The organism is Pseudomonas sp. MTM4, assembly GCF_019355055.1.
Taxonomy (GTDB): domain Bacteria; phylum Pseudomonadota; class Gammaproteobacteria; order Pseudomonadales; family Pseudomonadaceae; genus Stutzerimonas.
Genome location: NZ_CP048411.1, coordinates 240,636 through 256,495 on the forward strand (window position 1 = coordinate 240,636; position 15,860 = coordinate 256,495).

16 protein-coding genes are annotated in these 15,860 nt (G+C 60.7%); 4 read left to right on the top strand and 12 right to left on the bottom strand.

Features of this window, described 5'->3' with window-relative positions; translation table 11 throughout:
• Positions 1–1,233 carry a 5-aminolevulinate synthase gene (gene hemA, locus GYM54_RS01205; RefSeq protein WP_197444652.1) on the bottom strand — a complete coding sequence of 411 codons (1,233 nt, stop codon included), beginning with the start codon at positions 1,231–1,233 and terminating at the stop codon, positions 1–3.
• A gap of 156 nt (positions 1,234–1,389) precedes the next feature.
• Between hemA and GYM54_RS01210 the strand changes: the two genes are divergently transcribed.
• Entirely contained in the window at positions 1,390–2,244 is an 855-nt protein-coding gene (locus tag GYM54_RS01210) for a helix-turn-helix transcriptional regulator (RefSeq protein WP_197444653.1), read from the top strand.
• Between the two features lie 17 nt (positions 2,245–2,261).
• On the opposite strand, the gene GYM54_RS01215 is transcribed toward GYM54_RS01210, so the two are convergent.
• The 8 genes from GYM54_RS01215 to GYM54_RS01250 all read right to left on the bottom strand — a co-directional run bounded on the left by GYM54_RS01215 (position 2,262) and on the right by GYM54_RS01250 (position 11,412).
• Positions 2,262–4,220 (bottom strand): relaxase/mobilization nuclease and DUF3363 domain-containing protein, encoded by a 1,959-nt coding sequence (locus GYM54_RS01215; RefSeq protein WP_197444654.1) that lies wholly within the window; start codon positions 4,218–4,220, stop codon positions 2,262–2,264.
• Between the two features lie 343 nt (positions 4,221–4,563).
• A complete protein-coding gene (locus GYM54_RS01220) occupies positions 4,564–5,088 on the bottom strand; it encodes a S26 family signal peptidase (protein ID WP_197444655.1) in 525 nt (174 codons plus the stop codon).
• Entirely contained in the window at positions 5,085–5,327 is a 243-nt protein-coding gene (locus GYM54_RS01225) for a hypothetical protein (protein WP_197444656.1), read from the bottom strand. Before GYM54_RS01225 ends, GYM54_RS01220 begins: the two co-directional genes overlap by 4 nt.
• On the bottom strand, positions 5,324–5,962 hold the full coding sequence (gene parA / locus GYM54_RS01230; protein WP_197444657.1) for a ParA family partition ATPase: 639 nt from the start codon (positions 5,960–5,962) through the stop codon (positions 5,324–5,326). The genes GYM54_RS01225 and parA overlap by 4 nt, the downstream gene beginning before the upstream one ends.
• A 244-nt stretch (positions 5,963–6,206) precedes the next feature.
• On the bottom strand, positions 6,207–7,034 hold the full coding sequence (locus GYM54_RS01235; protein WP_197444658.1) for a replication initiator protein A: 828 nt from the start codon (positions 7,032–7,034) through the stop codon (positions 6,207–6,209).
• A gap of 11 nt (positions 7,035–7,045) precedes the next feature.
• Complete coding sequence (locus GYM54_RS01240) at positions 7,046–7,327, bottom strand: helix-turn-helix transcriptional regulator (protein WP_374105185.1); 282 nt, start codon at positions 7,325–7,327, stop codon at positions 7,046–7,048.
• A 594-nt stretch (positions 7,328–7,921) separates the two neighbouring features.
• Entirely contained in the window at positions 7,922–8,434 is a 513-nt protein-coding gene (locus GYM54_RS01245) for an antirestriction protein ArdA (RefSeq protein ID WP_197444660.1), read from the bottom strand.
• 263 nt (positions 8,435–8,697) lie between these two features.
• On the bottom strand, positions 8,698–11,412 hold the full coding sequence (locus GYM54_RS01250; RefSeq protein ID WP_197444661.1) for an ankyrin repeat domain-containing protein: 2,715 nt from the start codon (positions 11,410–11,412) through the stop codon (positions 8,698–8,700).
• Positions 11,413–11,598: 186 nt separating this feature from the next.
• Here GYM54_RS01250 and GYM54_RS01255 point away from each other — a divergent pair, with 186 nt between their 5' ends.
• The 3 genes from GYM54_RS01255 to GYM54_RS01265 all read left to right on the top strand — a co-directional run bounded on the left by GYM54_RS01255 (position 11,599) and on the right by GYM54_RS01265 (position 13,709).
• Positions 11,599–12,513 (top strand): viperin family antiviral radical SAM protein, encoded by a 915-nt coding sequence (locus tag GYM54_RS01255; RefSeq protein WP_197444662.1) that lies wholly within the window; start codon positions 11,599–11,601, stop codon positions 12,511–12,513.
• Positions 12,510–12,707 carry a type II toxin-antitoxin system HicA family toxin gene (locus tag GYM54_RS21915; RefSeq protein ID WP_125851392.1) on the top strand — a complete coding sequence of 66 codons (198 nt, stop codon included), beginning with the start codon at positions 12,510–12,512 and terminating at the stop codon, positions 12,705–12,707. Before GYM54_RS01255 ends, GYM54_RS21915 begins: the two co-directional genes overlap by 4 nt.
• 189 nt (positions 12,708–12,896) lie before the next feature.
• Positions 12,897–13,709: an NYN domain-containing protein gene (locus GYM54_RS01265; RefSeq protein WP_197444663.1), complete on the top strand. Its 813-nt coding sequence runs from the start codon at positions 12,897–12,899 to the stop codon at positions 13,707–13,709.
• A 36-nt stretch (positions 13,710–13,745) separates the two neighbouring features.
• On the opposite strand, the gene radC is transcribed toward GYM54_RS01265, so the two are convergent.
• The 3 genes from radC to GYM54_RS01280 all read right to left on the bottom strand — a co-directional run bounded on the left by radC (position 13,746) and on the right by GYM54_RS01280 (position 15,349).
• The gene (radC, locus tag GYM54_RS01270; protein ID WP_197444785.1) at positions 13,746–14,252 is read right to left on the bottom strand and encodes a DNA repair protein RadC; all 507 of its coding nucleotides are present in this window, start codon (positions 14,250–14,252) and stop codon (positions 13,746–13,748) included.
• A gap of 483 nt (positions 14,253–14,735) precedes the next feature.
• Complete coding sequence (locus GYM54_RS01275; RefSeq protein ID WP_197444664.1) at positions 14,736–15,083, bottom strand: LasR-specific antiactivator QslA; 348 nt, start codon at positions 15,081–15,083, stop codon at positions 14,736–14,738.
• The gene (locus GYM54_RS01280) at positions 15,080–15,349 is read right to left on the bottom strand and encodes a hypothetical protein (RefSeq protein ID WP_197444665.1); all 270 of its coding nucleotides are present in this window, start codon (positions 15,347–15,349) and stop codon (positions 15,080–15,082) included. Before GYM54_RS01280 ends, GYM54_RS01275 begins: the two co-directional genes overlap by 4 nt.
• Positions 15,350–15,860: the final 511 nt, after the last annotated feature.

Here is a 15,860-nt window from a genome sequence, read left to right on the forward strand (position 1 = left end):
TCAGGCCACCTCCGCAGCAAAAACCTTGGATGCCAACGGGATGCTGAAGTGGTCGAATGTCTCGCGCAGCGACACCGCCAGATGCTCGATCTGCTCGTCGCTGTGATTCGGCGTAGCGTTGACGCGGAAGCGCTCGGTCCCTACCGGCACGGATGGATAGTTGATCGGCTGCAGGTACACACCGTGGTTATGCAGCAGGCGTTCGGCCGACGCCTTGCAGCGCTTGGCTTCACCTACCAGCACCGGCAGTACATGGGTTTGTGAGCAGGGCATCACCGGCACGTCATGGTGCTTGAGGCGCTCGCGCAGCTTGGCGGTTTGGGTATGCAACTGATCACGCTCGAGGCTGCTGGCCTTGAGATGCTCGACACTGGCCAGGCAGCCGGCAGTGATCGCCGGCGGCAGCGAGGTGGTGAAGATGAAGCCCACGGCGAAAGAGCGCACGGCATCCACGATCACCTGGGTCGAGGCGATATAGCCCCCGATCACGCCAATGGCCTTGGCCATGGTGCCCTGGATGATGTCCACCTGATCGGCTACGCCCAGTTCTGCGGCGATACCGGCACCACGTGGGCCATACCTTCCTACTGCGTGTACCTCATCGAGGTAGGTGAGGGCGTTGTAGCGCTTGGCGACCGCGACAATCTCGGCGATGGGAGCGATATCGCCGTCCATCGAGTAGACCGACTCGAACACCACGATCTTCGGCTGGCCATGCGGGTAGCTGGCGAGGATCTGCTCCAGATGCTCAACGTCGTTATGGCGGAAGATCTTGCGCTCGTTGGGCGTCGAGCGGATGCCGTTGACGATTGAGGCGTGGTTCAGTTCGTCACTGATTACCACGCAATCGGGAATACGCCGCAGCAGGCACTGCAGGGTGGCGTCGTTGGAGCCAAAACCCGTGGGGAAGACCAGCGCCGCTTCCTTGCCGTGCCAGTCAGCCAGGCTAGCTTCCAGGCTGGAATACACCTCGTGCGAACCGCCGATATTGCGCGATCCGCCGGAGCCCGCACCGTAGGCTTCCAGTGCGTTATGCATTTGCTCGCGGACTGCAGGATGTTGCGACATCCCGAGATAGTCGTTACTGCACCAGACCACCACCGGTTCTTGCTCACGGCCATCCAGCTTGGCCAGCGGGTACTGGCCGCAGATGCGGCTGAGGGTGGTGAAGGTGCGGTACTGGTTGGAGAGCTTCAGTGCCTCCAGTTGTTCCCGAAGAAGTGCTTGGTACATCCGTTTATCTCCTTAGCGAGTTGATGACACGTCTCTGTGTGGATCCTCATCAAGCAAGAGCCCTGGCACGGGTATTTGCGGCCAGGTCGGGGTATTCTTCTCGGGATTTATAGGGGTTACAATTTGACTGTTTATCCTAGTACTGGAGGTAACCGGATGAGCGCGCCTCGCACAGCCGAACGCACTCGGGTAGAGCTGGCAGAATTCCTGCGTAGCCGCCGCGAACGTATTTCGCCGGAGGAGGTGGGTTTGCCCGCCGGTACTCGGCGGCGCACGCCGGGGCTGCGCCGCGAGGAGGTCGCAGCCCTGGCCGGAGTAGGGTTGTCCTGGTACACCTGGCTGGAACAAGGACGGGACATCAGCGTATCCGCGACCTTCCTCGACAACCTCTCGCGCACGCTCAAGCTGGATGCCACCGAGCGTCGCCACCTGTTCCTGCTCGCCCACCAGCGACTGCCGCCAGAGCCGGGCAAGACCTGGTGCACGGTGCCTGCGCTGATTCATCGCCTGATGGGGGATCTGCCGTCACGTCCGACCTACGTGCTCAACCTGCGCTGGGATGTGCTGGCCTGGAACGCCGCAGCGGATCGGGTGTTCGGCTTTTCCGTCGTGCCGGCGGACCGCCGTAACCTGCTGTGGATGCTGTTCACCAACCCGGCCATGTGCGAGCTGTTCAATCCCTGGGAGGAGCAGGCGCTGCAGATACTCTCCAGCTTCCGCCGTGACTTCGTGCGAGCCACCCAGGATCCGGATATCGCCGCGCTGGTGAAGGACCTGGAGAAGGCCTCACCGGACTTCAGGGACTGGTGGCGGCAGCAGGACATCCACGGCCCTTGCCAGGGGATCCGTCATCTGAAGATCGGGGCGGTCGGCCAGGTGGTGTTCGAGCACACCACGCTGACCATCGACGAGGATCGCCACCTGCGGCTGGTCTACTACGCGGCCAAGGAAGGCATGCCGCAGAGCCGAGACTTCGAGCAGTGGCTGCTGCAGGAGCCGGCGCTGGTATAAGCCCCGGCGCCGGTTGTTCAACCAATCGACGGCCCGCGCTGGCGACCCAGTTGCCAGGACACCCTGTGGCTCTGGATCAGCGCCGATACGCTCTGCCCGAGTCGCTGCTCAATCACTGGCTTCCACGGCACCAGGCTGAAGCCGATGCCATCGTCGAGCAGGGCATAACGGCCGCTGGCCAACTGCACGCTGCGCCGGTAAATCCCGCTGACTCGCTGGCCCTCAACCGCTGGGCGGTACTGCATACCCGTCTGAACCGAGATATCGTGCGCCGCCGCGGTCAGCTCCCGCCCGCGCAGGGTGGCCAGCAGGTTGCGTGCGAGCACCACGCGTTGGTCCTGGCGTTGGGCCAGGCCCTGTTCCACCAGGAAGTCGGCGCGCTGTCGCAACGCTTCGCGCACCTCCTTGCCAAAACCTTGGTCGACCAGTTCGCGGTTGCCGCTGATCAACTGCTGGTCCAGCCAGGTGGCGCCGACGGCGCGCACCTGCTGCCCGAGGGGCAACGGCGTGCGCAGCTCGACGGCGACGTCGCCCAGACGGTGGGCATCATACCGCCGGCCTTGCTCGGGCAGATCGGCCGGTACCCGCCAGACGCCTTCGGCCAGCCGCTCGACGATATCGCTCCGGCGTAGCGCTTCCAGTCGCCGTACATGACGCTCGACCAGTGTCTCGGGATCCTGTCCTTCGACTGCTTGTGATCGTGCCAGGGCCGTATGATGATCGGTGCGATAAATACCGCCCGCAGCCAGCGCGGCAATCGACCGGTCTACTGTGCGCGGCTCGCTCAGGCTGCGCGTTTCCACCACGCCACCGATGGGGTAGTGGGCCAGTTCCGCGCGGGCAGGCAGGGCCAGGTAGTGAGCCTTGCCGTCGAGACCGTCGACCACCAGGTAGCCGCGGTCGTGCAGCTCGTCGGCCAGCCCCTTGGCGACGATCCGGCCGGCTACCTCGGGACCAACCTTGCCCGGCTGGAAGACAGTCAACTCGCGCTGCGCGCCCCCCATGGCCCGCTGCATCGTGCGTACGATATCGCCGCGCTCGCCCATGGCGCGCAGGGTTGCCTCGGCGTCGTCCCGCAGGAGCCATTGTCCGGGGCGAACTTCATCGGCCAGTTCAAACTTCCGTAGTTGCTGCAGGCGACCGATCAGCAACTGCCTACGTGGATGGTTGGCGAGCCCCTTCAGGCTGAGCACGTCAGTTTGGCGTTCACGCAACAGGGTGCGATCCAGACTGGTGAAACGCTCCTGCTGCACCTCGCGCTGCAGGCTCTGCCGAATCTCCAGTTCGGTACGCGGGCCGAGCCATTCGGTGGCCAGTTCCGACGCTCGGTTGCGCATGCCCTCGGCGATGTAGTCACGGGCGATCACCAGGTCCTTGCCGGTGTCGTCCTTGCCGCGCAGGACGATGTGGGTATGCGGGTTGTCGGTATTCCAGTGGTCGACCGCTACCCAGTCGAGGCGCGTCCCGAGGTCGGCCTCCATCCGGCTCATCAGGTGGCGGGTGTAGGTGCGCAGGTCGTCGAGTTGCTCGGCATCCTCGGGCGAGACGATGAAGCGAAACTGGTGGCGATCGTCCCTGCCGCGCTCCTCGAATGCATTGAGGTCGGCCTGGTCGGCCTGGTCGGTCAGTGGCCCGTAGGCCTGACCCGGATCACCCTCACGATTGACGCCGTCGCGCTCGATGTAGCGCAGGTGGCTGAGCGTCGAGCGCTTGCCAGCCTGGCGCAGGTTTACCAGGCGCGTCTTGATGGTGACGCGGCGGGCGTTGGACGGCAGTTGCTGCGCGCTGAAACGGGCGGCGACATGCCCGCGGCCGAGGCGGGCGCCGGGCTGGTGGCCTGTCTTGCGTGGCTTGCCGGTACCGGCCTTGTTGGCCTGGCGCAGCACCTGGTTGACGAAGGGTTGTCCGCGTTGCTGCGGCTTGCCCGGCTGCGGGCGAAAGCGCAACTCGTCGTCAGGACGGCTTCCCTTGCTCATGTTTAGACTCCTCCAAGTTGATCGTGGTACGGCGTATCAGGCACGCTTCCCGGCCAACACAACTGCGGGGCGAACACGATTCCGGCACCTGGCGAGGCAGGCGCCGTGTCACAGCCAACCCCCGTGCAGACTGCTTTCCGGGCCAACGAAGTGCCGCCCCCTTTTATCTTGCCCTCCGCTTTTACCGTGCCTTTGCGCTGCTGAGTTGGGTAATCAGGAGGACGACGACCTCCAAAGTCTCTGGCTGGCAGGCGAGGGCAAAAGAATCTAAAGCCAGGGGGCCCGCGACCGTGCACGTCGAGCGCATGCGGTCGGCAGGCAGATCGATACGGAGAAGCCCCGTTCATCGACGCGACCCCAGCCACAGGGGATGCGCCCGACCGATCACCGCGTCGACAGAAACCAGGCCGAAGTAGCGGCTGTCGAAGGACTCCGGGTTGCTGCTGAGCAGAAGCAGTTCATCGCCAACAAGGCGCCGGCAGGCCTGCCAGGTTGGCAGCTCGCGCCCCTGCCGATCCCACCTCAAGCGCCTGGCCACAAGAGCGCCATCGATGCGCAACTGGCTGCCCATCGCGCACACCCGTTGCGGCGCCATCGCCGCCACTGTCTTCAGCAGTGGCACGTTCGCCGGTAGGTAGCCGCGCTGCGCTGCCAGCGACCTCACCTCCGGCGGCAGATGAACCAGTACTAGATCGCCCGGTACCAACGAGGTGGCCGGCGAAATGCGGTACCAGCCGGAGGGCGCGCTGTCGGACGCGTTGTAGACCAGCCGTGGTGGCGAGGTCGCAATCGCTGTCCAGCCAAGGGCAATCAGGCTGCCGGCAAGTAGTGCCAGTGGCCACCGTGCGCTGCGAGCCCCCAGCGTCATGACGTAGCCTCCGGAAACTGCCGCTCCAGCACTTCGCGCAGCATCTCCGCCATAGTCACTCCGCGGTCGAAGGCCGCCAGCTTGATGCGCGTGCGCAGTGCCGGTGTAACGTCCAATGTCAGTCGGGCGCTATAGCGCTCGACCTTGCCGCTGTCGATTCCAGAGCCTTTGCGTATCCAGGTTTCGGCCTGCGGATCAGCCAGTGGGCGTGCACCGATACCGATGCGCTTGCCGCTCATTGCGACCACCTCAGCAGCTCGTCGACCAGGCTGCTGACCTCGCGTGCGGCGGCGCCGTCCGGTGCCAGTTCACGTGCCAGGCGACCGGCCGCCACGCTCTCGGCGAAAACGATGCGCTGGCGTACTTCGGCCTGTAGCGCCGGTAGCGGTTGGTCGGCCAAGGCACCGCGCGCTTCGCGGCCGATCACCGTGGTGCTGACACGGCGGTTGATGGCAAAGGCCGCGCGCAGCGTCGGCCTGAATACCTGCGCCTCGCGGATCAGGTTGACCATCTCCGCACTGGCCCACAGGTCGTAGGGGCTGGGCTGCACCGGGATCAACGCGCGATCCGCCGCCAGCAACGCCGAGCGGGCGAGGGCGGCGATGCGAGGTGGTCCGTCGATGATCACGTGGTCAGCGCGGAGAGCCAGTTCCGGGGCTTCTTGGTGCAGCGTCTCGCGCGCCAGGCCGACGGCGCTGAACAGTCTGGGCAAGCCCTGCTGGCTGCGCCGCTGCGTCCAGTCCAGGGCCGAGCCCTGCGGGTCGGCATCGAGCAGGATGACGTTCTGTCCGCGCAGGGCCAGCTCACCGGCGATATGTGTGGCCAGGGTGGTCTTGCCCACCCCGCCTTTCTGGTTGAGCAGAGCGATGATCATGGCCGGATCTCCCCGGCCAAACCGCGTCGATCAGCCCCTGTCCACAAGCGGGCGCTGCCCCAATAACAAGTTAGAGCTTTTAAGTTAGTTAAGTTAAGGGCGGCTGAAAGACACGCCAGCCGTGGCTTGCAGAGAAACTCGTGCGCCCGATGGCACGAGGGTGATGCGCCTGATAGCACGTGCTCGGTTGCGCCTGATAGCACGACTGTATTCACAGCCTTTACGCAAGTTATCCCCGTGCCGTTTACGGCACGCGTCGGAAGGCCAGCAGCTCGGTCGATGGTGGCAGGGGAATGATCTCCAGGCGATACCCCGGCAGCGACTGCCGGGCGACTAGTGCACGTACATCCAAGGCAAAGTCCGAATAGCGCGCGGAGCTGCCTGATTTGCGGTACAGATGGCGAAAATCGAATTGCCAGCCGCCCTCCTGCTTGCCGCCGTGCTTGCGCACCAGGCGGTACAGCCAGCGCTCGATGCCGCCGGTAAGACGGAAGTAGGCCGGGTCGATGGTCAGCACCAAGGCCTGATCCAGTACCCCACTGTAGAACCAGTCCGGCAGGATCAGCTCGATGCCCAGAGGCCGGCCATCCGCCGCGGCCAGCTCCTTCCATTCGTTGATCCAGGAGAATCGATGCAGGCGCCGGCCGGTGCTCTCGCGGATGGAGGTGGCCACGCTTGTCGACTGCAGCCGGTCCAGGGCAGCTTTCAGGCGCTGGTAGTCGCGCAGCGAGGTGCCACGACCGATAAAACGCAGGATCTGGTAGGGCGTTGCACGCATCAGCCGCGAAGTGGGGATGCCCGCATCGCGCGCCTCGACAAGCTGGCTGGCCGCCCAGATCAGGATGTCGGCATCCCAGATCGTGGCGATGCCATGCTCCAAAGTGCCCTCCACGCGGACCGTCACTTCTCCCGAGCGAAAGTCGATGGGCACCGTGCGTCGCGACTTGGCCAGCGAGAAGAACGGATGCGCCATCAGGTCCTGGGCGTCGCGTGGCGCCATGTCCCCCGGCAGGGCACGGAACAGATCCAGTTGCTCGTTCTGCGAAGGCAAATCGAGATGCTGACGATTCATTGGCGGAGGTTTCACTGATCATCACGCTGCGCTCCCGGGTGGCGGTCGATGTACTCGGGATCGAAGGTGGTCTCGAAGCTGCGCTCACCGGCCCAGGCTTGGAGATCGGCAAGCGCATACATCACCCGCCGGCCGAACTTATGAAAGCGCGGCCCGCCGCCGATCACCCGCTGCTTCTCCAGCGTGCGCGGCGACAGCCGCAGGAAGTCCGCTGCTTCGCTGTTGGTGAGATAGCGGGGGGCAGAGCAGTGCTGTGGTGTTTGCGCCTCGCCAGCACTCTCAACGGGCCGCATGGCATGCGCCGTTGGCCCGGCCTTGCGGTGCAGTGGGGCATCGATATCGATGCGACGTGGTTGGCGGGAAAGCTTGGTTGAGAGCGACATGGTGTGTCCTCCGTTGACGTGGGAGGTGCACCGTGCGGTAGCCGTCGCATTCGATCATGCCGGGTTGGGTCTGAGCGAATGCGCTGGCAGGAGGCGCGAGAATTGATGCCGGGAAGATCTGAGCGCTGATCGGATACGCCCATCTACGCGTGTCACCGGCCACGGTGCTCAAGCACGCCAAGCTCCGCACGCGTAGCCCTACGGATTTACGGGGCTACGGCTTTCCACAAAACCGGAAAACCGCAACGGCGGATATCTGTAAATCCGTAGAAGCGTAAAACCGCTTTCCCACCAATCCGTAAATCCGTGGATACGGATCGAAGGATTTGGGCAGAAACGTAAGACCGTAACGGTCCCAATCAACTGGAGGCACAACGTGGCGTTCCAGGCTGATCGCCAGGGGTGCCCGCCGGGACATCAGCCTTCCGGGTGGGGCGCGCGGGTGACCGGCAGGGCAGGGGCGCAGAAAACAAGGCACCGGATCGCCCCGGTGCCTTCCGATGCCTAGCGATTCCAGAACACGTGCACCTGCTCGAAACCGGTTTCCAGGGTGAACAGGTCACCGCTGTACTCCATGTCGCGGGCCATGGCGCGATAGTCGATGTACATGGCCAGGTGCTGCGGAATGCCGGTAGTTTCCTCGGTCAGCTCCTGGGCGTAGTCGGCCAGCGAGCTGTAGCAGCCGCAGTAATCTTCCTCAGCCGTCTCGCGCGCTTGCTCCAGGTCGTTGAAGTGAGCGAGCAGGGCGCCGCCGAACTCGGGGTGCTCCTCGATGAAGCACGCAACCTCATGGGCGCTTTCGAGGCCCTCGTACTCGCCGAGGCGGTAGCCGTCGAAGCCCTTGAAATCGTGGATGGCGTATTCCTCTGCATCCTTGACCGGCGAGGCCGCCAGCATGACGCTGACTTGCGCCTGGATGTCCTCCAGTTCCAGGGTGGCGTCGATCCAGACACCATGCAGATGACCGGCGTTGTAGACGGCCAGGTCGGCAACGTAGATCCTGATTTCTTTGCTCATGGCTTTCGCTCCTTCATCTTCAGGGTTCTGCGCTTGCGCTGCGCATGAACCCCTGCCGACTAGGGCGACTAAGGCGGTCGTGAAAAAATCAGGAAAAATCGCGGAGGCTCCACCCAGCGCAGCGGCCGGGTGGAAACCGTCTATTTTTCTTGATTTTGAGGGGGCAAGAACCCCTGCTTTTAAACAGGGAGAACTTCACCACGAGTGGTGACAGCAACCAGAACAGAGACTGGACGCAGAAGGCGTCCAGTCTCTGATAGCTGTTAGCTTGAGGTCATCGGTATCGCTTGCTCCAACACGTGGGCAGTGCGCAACAAGTCATTTCTGCTGGCACAGCGATTACCGGCTTGAGCGAGTTTATGAGCTAGAGCGGCCAACGCCTCTGGATGCTCTATCAAGATCTCAACCTGCTCCAACGGAGTCATGCCGCGCAGGTTTCGCTTCCATGCAAGCTCAGGGGCTAGTTGTAAAAGACGTTCGGTCGCATACAGATTCGCGGTCCAGGCTGAAGTATGAAGCGGAGACTGGCCGTCAAAAGTGGTCTTGTCCAGCCCGCATGGATGATCGAGCAGGGCATCGACGCAACTGTTCACGCCGGACTTGATCGCAGAGTGCAGAGCGGTCATGCCCTGCACATCCTGCATATCAGGGTCGGCACCTGCCTCCAGCATTAGCGTGACCATCTCAGTATCCCCAACTTCCGCCATCAGCATGAGCGGGGTTTGCTTCTTGAAGTCAGAAATATTTAGCTGTTTCGGTGCCTTCAGTGCCAACATGCCAATGGCTTGATGCCAGTGTTTAAGCATGATCTCAAGACGGCTCCATTCGCCTTGCAATTCGTTTGGTGTCATATATCGAAGGTGGGGAAGTCCGCGAAGAAAATTGCTGTGTCCCTTTATCCAATGCATCAACAGTGAATCACCGGTCACCGACGGAAGTGGCGCGTTGAGTTTGCTGCGATTGCGCTGTATCCAGTCAAGCAGTCCCGTCTGGTCACCGGCCATCAGAAGTCTGATGGACTCTTGCACTTTTTCACGAGCCAGAGGCTCCAACTGCTCAATACCCGGGTAGGGTTTGTACAGCGTGCTCCAGAAATAATCGCTGGCCCAGCGTGCCGTATCCTCGATGCTGGGAATCTCACTACTCTCGACCATTCCTCCGGCCAACATCTCTCGATAATATTTTTCGTGGTTTTCCGGTACGAGCCTCTGATTAGCCACTGCTATGGCAAGACAGTCCCGTGCCACTTCACCACGCAATGGCCCACAGTTGCGCTCCAGTCCAGCGTCTAAAGCCTCCCGAAACAGCTTGCCAGCACCCTCGAAGTCATTGCTGGCCAACAGATGCTTGGCCTTGTACTGCAAGATTGCCGCCTTCCACAGAACGTAACCATCGCTCGCCTCGGCTTCGTCAAGCAATGCTTGGACCCGCTTGCTGCAGTCTTTCGGGCGTTGTTGATGGTCGCCGTTCAGATAAGCATTGAGCTCGAACAGAATCGCCTGGACAGTCTGTGCCGGTGTGAGGGCCAGTTCACGCAGGCGCTGAATCGCGGCCGCTTTGGCGCGTGTGCTGAGTTCGGAGTGATTGACCACTTGGCTGACTACCCAGTAGCGATGTTCACTTTGCAAGGCTCGCCACGAGGAAGTGCGCGTCATGCGAGCTATCAGATGCAACTCTGTATTCAGTTCGTCTGCAATGGCAGCAGCACGTTCCGCATTGCGCATGATGATAGGCCGTGCGGATTCCGTATCGAGCCCCAAGTGATCCTCAAGCTTTGCGCCTGCCTGTACTTCGAAGAAGTAGCGCGTCAGCAGGTGTGCCAGCTCCATATTGGCAGTTTCTCGACGTGACGGCAGGATGGAAAGGTATAGCCCACGTCTATCTGTGGCGGGCAGATGCTCCTCGAACCAAGCATTCTCTGCCGCCTCGCCCTTATCCCCGCAGTTACGCCAAGCGTCGATAGTCATGTTGTAGACAAACTTGTAGATAGCGAGTGGCTGCAGCAGTTTGTTCTGCTTAGGGTCAGTGCATTGCGAGTTAACGCCGGGGCAAAGAAATTTGAGCAAACGCTCATAACCATCCTGCACCATTCGGGCAAAGAGCAGGCGTTGACGGACTGTGTGTAGCGACGGAATAGCATAACGATCGGCCAGGCATTCGATGAAAGCAGCTTTTTCATCTTCATCAGCAGCACCATCCAGAATGGCCTCAAGGCGACCCGGTTGGGTCATCGGAATTTCGAGGCGGAGTTGGTCTGCTGTAAGTTGTTTGCGTGTTACGAATGCCTGCGCGTCGGCGAACTGCTCGGCAGGCGAGCGACTGTTGTCGAGGGTGAACGCTCCCTTGAAGTCCAACACCGCTTTGTCCGAAAAGTACTTGCGGAAGGAGTCGGGGCGGATATTGGTATCCTTTCGCCAGTTGTACAGGGAGCGCCGTAGGCCATCATGTCCGCCTCTGGTGATCTCACTGCGCTGATCGGCAAGCTCTTCTAGTGGCATCCCCAGTAAATCTAGTAGCCAATCCACTACCTGGGCTACGGGTAGATAGAGGCTCTGTTTTCCGCTCACCCCGCGGGGTTCGGGCAGATACCAGAAGCGCCCGCCAGGCATGCCCGTGTCCAATGGTTTGCCCAGATTCCAAAATGCGGCGCGGCGAGCCAGTCCAGGCATATAGAAGTACCCCAGCAGCATCCACAGGATCTGGCGCTCATCGGCGGCAAAGGTCCAGGTATTAAGCTCTAGATATTTGTAGGCGTTCCCGAACTCGGTAAGGTTGTCGAGGACATCGAGGCGAGCCCGAGGATCCATATCCAGAGCATCGAAGATAGCGTGCAGGACTTCTTCGCCCATGGCCTTGTGGGCTGCAAGGCTGTCTTGCCCGTTCGCAAACTTGTTCTTTTTGGTGGTCGGATAGCTTGAGCAGCCGAGGCTCTGATGAATCTCCAGTAGAATAGCTTCGGCCAGTGGTAGGGTGCTCATGGCGCCTGTCCTTGGTGTTGTTGACGGTGCGTTAATCCTTGCAAAGCGTTGCAACCTTACCACTGAAAAATCGTGTACCCCCCCCCCCTACGCAGGAACGATGAGGAGGGGGGGACGCCGTTCTGCATACCGGGTAATCAGGTGCACTGAGATCCTGCGCGGACCCCAACAGACGGAGTCCGCTTCATGCAACCACCCACCCAGCTTGTCCTAAACTGGCATCTCACCGAAGCATGCAATTACCGTTGCCAATACTGCTATGCAGCATGGAAAGAATCTGCGTGCCCACGAGAGCTGATACTCGATCTAGGGCAAACCACAGCGTTGCTTAGAGAACTGTATCGATTCTTCCACCCGACCAACCACGCCAATCCGCTGGCTAGGCGAATGTCCTGGAGCTCCGTCCGTCTCAATCTGGCTGGCGGAGAGCCCTTGCTACATGGCAAGAAGCTCCCTGCCATTGTTAGTCAGGCCCGTGCGCTTGGCTTCGAAGTCTCGATGATCAGCAATGGGGCAAGTCTGACCCGGGAGTTACTGGATCGTTTGGCACCCCAGCTAACCTGGCTTGGTATCAGCATCGATTCGAGTAGTTCTGAGACCAACCGTGCAATCGGCCGAGTCGACCGTCGTGGCAAGCTTCTCAACCTGAGCGATCTGGCCAGCGCCCTCGACAGTGTTCGTCAGTTCAACCCTAGTTTGAGGCTCAAGCTCAATACTGTGGTCAATCAGGCCAATCATGCTGAAGACATGAGCGATCTTCTGGGCCGTTTTGCTCCGCAGAAGTGGAAAGTCCTGCGCATGCTGCCCGTGGTCAACCAGCACTTGAGCATCAGCGAAGAGCAGTTCGCCGCCTTTGTCCTACGTCATCGCGCCTTCGCGAATATCTTATGTCCGGAAGACAATCAGGACATGGCCGAATCCTATCTGATGGTTGATCCACATGGGCGCTTCTTCCAGAACAGCCCGCTGATTGTGGGGAGCGGCTACACCTACAGTAGGCCGATCCTGGAGGTAGGTGCGGATGCGGCCATTTCTCAAATGTCCTTCGACATTGAGCGTTTCATCGCACGCTACATCCTGCAGGCAGGAGAGGGCGCATGAAGTACTGTTCGAACAAAGAAATCGATGCGCTCATCCGTCAACTGGTTCGTCAAGGATGGCGCTTCCATCGTGGAGGTAAGCATGGACGGCTTACTCATCCTGGTGGCCGACCGACAGTGACCGTAGCCAAGTCACCTAGCGACTTCCGGAGTTTGGAAAATTTCCGCCGTGACTTACGCAAAGCTACTGGTTGATGCTGGAGGCCAGTGGGCTGCTGGTTCACAATCTGATCGCTTGTCCAGCACGGTATTTCTACTTTGGAACTGAAGACGCGCAAGTTCGCCAAATGATCTAGACCCGAGCTAGACCACCCGGTCTGTAATTGTCGTGCTGGCAGCAGTCGTGAGGCTATTGGCTCAACAGGGATCACAAAAGGAGCAGGGATGGGAGTTTTCACTCCGGCTGGAGAAACGCGTGTAGCTGTTCTGGTGGATTGTGACAACGTATCGCCCGAGATTCTGGAACACGCCTTGCGTGTGGTCGCCCAGTTCGGCCGTGTCGTCCTGAGAAGGGGATATGGCAATCACGGCACCTTGGCCAACAAATGGCAGGAGGCTCTGGTTCGACTGGCCTTCACGCCATGCCTGCAGTACCAGTATGCAGCCGGCAAGAATACCTCCGACATCGCCCTGGCCCTGGATGCCATGGAGGCGCTATTCGATCAGCGCGCGGATACGCTCTGCCTGGTAACCAGCGACTCAGATTTCGCCTACCTGTGCCGTAAGCTCAGAGAGCGCGGCGCTACCGTCTGCATCGTCGGTGAACCCAAGACCCCCGACGCACTGCGCAACGCCAGTGACCAGTTCTTCGAGTGGCGTCGCGAGGAGCATTTCCAGGAACCTGTTGCGGAGCATGCCGAGAAGCCTGCGGCCAAGACTGAGTCGAACTGCAAGCAGGAAACTGCCAAGCCGGAGCCCTGCAAGCCTGTCGTCAAACGGCGACCAAGGTTCGTGGTCGATGCCGTATCTCTGCTTGCAGGTGGAACCAGCGAAGGCAAGGTTACCCTGAGCGCCGTTGTGCAGTACCTCAAACGTACCGATCCGGCATTCTCGCCAAACGCCTACGGCCACTCTGGTCTACTGGACATGATCAGAACCTACGACCTGCTGCATCTGATCCAAGAGAACGGTGGTCACTGGACGGTTGGGCTGGCGGCCAAGGAGGAGGAACCGACGGAACACGCTGCGCACGCCTGAAAGACCGCCGCAAAAAGGGGGCTCAGCCCCCTTGGTTCATAGCAACCCAAGCTCAGCGAAAGACACCGTGCGTTGGCCAGCCACGATGACGTGATCCAGCGAGCGGACATCGACCAGCGCCAAGGATTCTTTCAAACGCTGTGTGAGCACCTTGTCAGCCTGGCTTGGCTCTGGATTTCCGCTTGGATGATTGTGCGCGAAGATCGCTGCAGCCGCATTCAGGTGCAGTGCTTCCTTGACCACCTCGCGTGGATACACAGACGCACTGTCGATGGTGCCGCGGAACATCTCGACGTACTGGATCAGGCGATGCTTGGCATCCAGAAACAGTACTGAGAAAACCTCGTGTTCAAAGCCACCCAGCTTCGCGATCAGATAGTCCTTGACCAGCTCCGAAGACGTGAAGGCTGCTCCTCGCTGAACCTTCTGATCGATCACCTTGCGAGCAGCGCTCAGAATCTGTTCTGCAGTGGCAGGCAGATAGCGACCTTGCTCGTCGCGAATCATCAGGGAAGCGTCAAAGACGAGAGAAAGCTGCGACATGATCATGCTCCAGTTGCTCGGGCGGAATTGCCCGGAACCGGTCCAGCACGGCGCAGCGCAGCAGTCAGGGGGCGATAGCCGGCCCGGCCGCACATGCGCGAAGCGCATGCAGCCCTTGACGGCGAGAACGCCGTGATACGGTGAGAGGAAACAGCAAGACCGCCATTCCACCAATCTTGCAGGCGCCACCAGCAAGCGCAGCGCGCAGGCTCTGTCGGCCCAGCGACAGACACAAAGAGGTGTTGTTGGCGGCTGCAGAACTGCAGATATGGCCTGAATCAGCAACGAGAAAGGAACGAGGCCGGTCGCCACCTGTAGCCAGCGCCTATCAACTGGATTGGCAGACGGCCGCTACCGAAATATTCTTCGGTCTCTGGGCTAACGAAGTGCGAACAGGCAGGACGCTGACCCTGCACTTCGTTAGCTCAGAACCTTCCTTCCTGGCCTGTGTAAACAGGCCGCTTCATTGGCATTTGCCATGGCTCAGGTCAGCCTTGACGCTCCGGCGAGCGTCAGGGTCTTTCTGTGGCCAAAGCAATCACCCGCTGTATAGGTCTCGGCCTGCTCACCGCAGTGATGATGCGAGCACATACGCTGGTGGATACGACTCAGGAAACCCACCTCAAAAGCTCGCCTCTCAATAGCGCAGGGCAGCAGATCGCGCTCCGCGATCATCACTGCCCAGAGCCATCCACTGCGGGCGTTGTCGAGCCAGGTCTGGGCCAGCCTCACGCCCTGGTTGAACGCTTCTCTGCAGTCGGCAGCCCAGGCAATTTCCATGCCTGGATGGCCGTCGCTATACGGAAGGTAGGTGATAACGCGCTTTCTCATCTGGCACCTCCTCGAGCGTCAGAGAGGGCGCGGCGATAGAGCACGACCATCTCATCGAGTAGAGCCAGCGCTGAGTGAGCAGCTATACGCACGCGCAGATCGGCTGGCTGCAAACCGTCAGGTTCAGCTAGTTGATCGAGCAGATTGCCGAGCATCACGCCACGCAATTCAGCTGCAGCTTCAGAGGGTAGGGGAGAGCGTTCGGAATCATGCAGCGGGCTTCGCTGTAGCGGGAAAGGTACAACGCAGCATTCGAGCTCAGCCATGGCGCACCTCCAGATCAGAGGTGGACAGCAAGACCTGAAGCCCAAGGCGGAGCTCTCGGGTAAAAAGTAGGTAGCGCATTTTCCTTATGCTCCTTCGTGAGATTAAGGAGCCGCGAGCCATTCGCTACCACACGAATGGAGGCGGACCGTGCAAGGGTGGTAGACCGACCCACGAAGGAAGGCCGGCCAGGCCGAAGCCTGCCTCACACGGCCCGCCATAAATGCACGAGAAAACTGCAGATCCTGAGAAGGGCCTGCTCTCGTTTATGACGCAACCGCGCCTTCGTGTGAATCGGGCTACCACACCCGGCCGTGGGATTGACCACGACGGGCGCACTCTAGCCCGAGGGTTTCGGGATGGCAACCTACTTTGGCAAGGATGCTTGCAAGTATGGGATGGCAATTCGCCTGCTCTAAGGCTTTACCTACACATTGTGAGTGGATACTGTGGTTACGTCGCATCAAGGAAGTGATATAGCCCCATGAGGACGGTTAATTTGTCGCGTTTGCG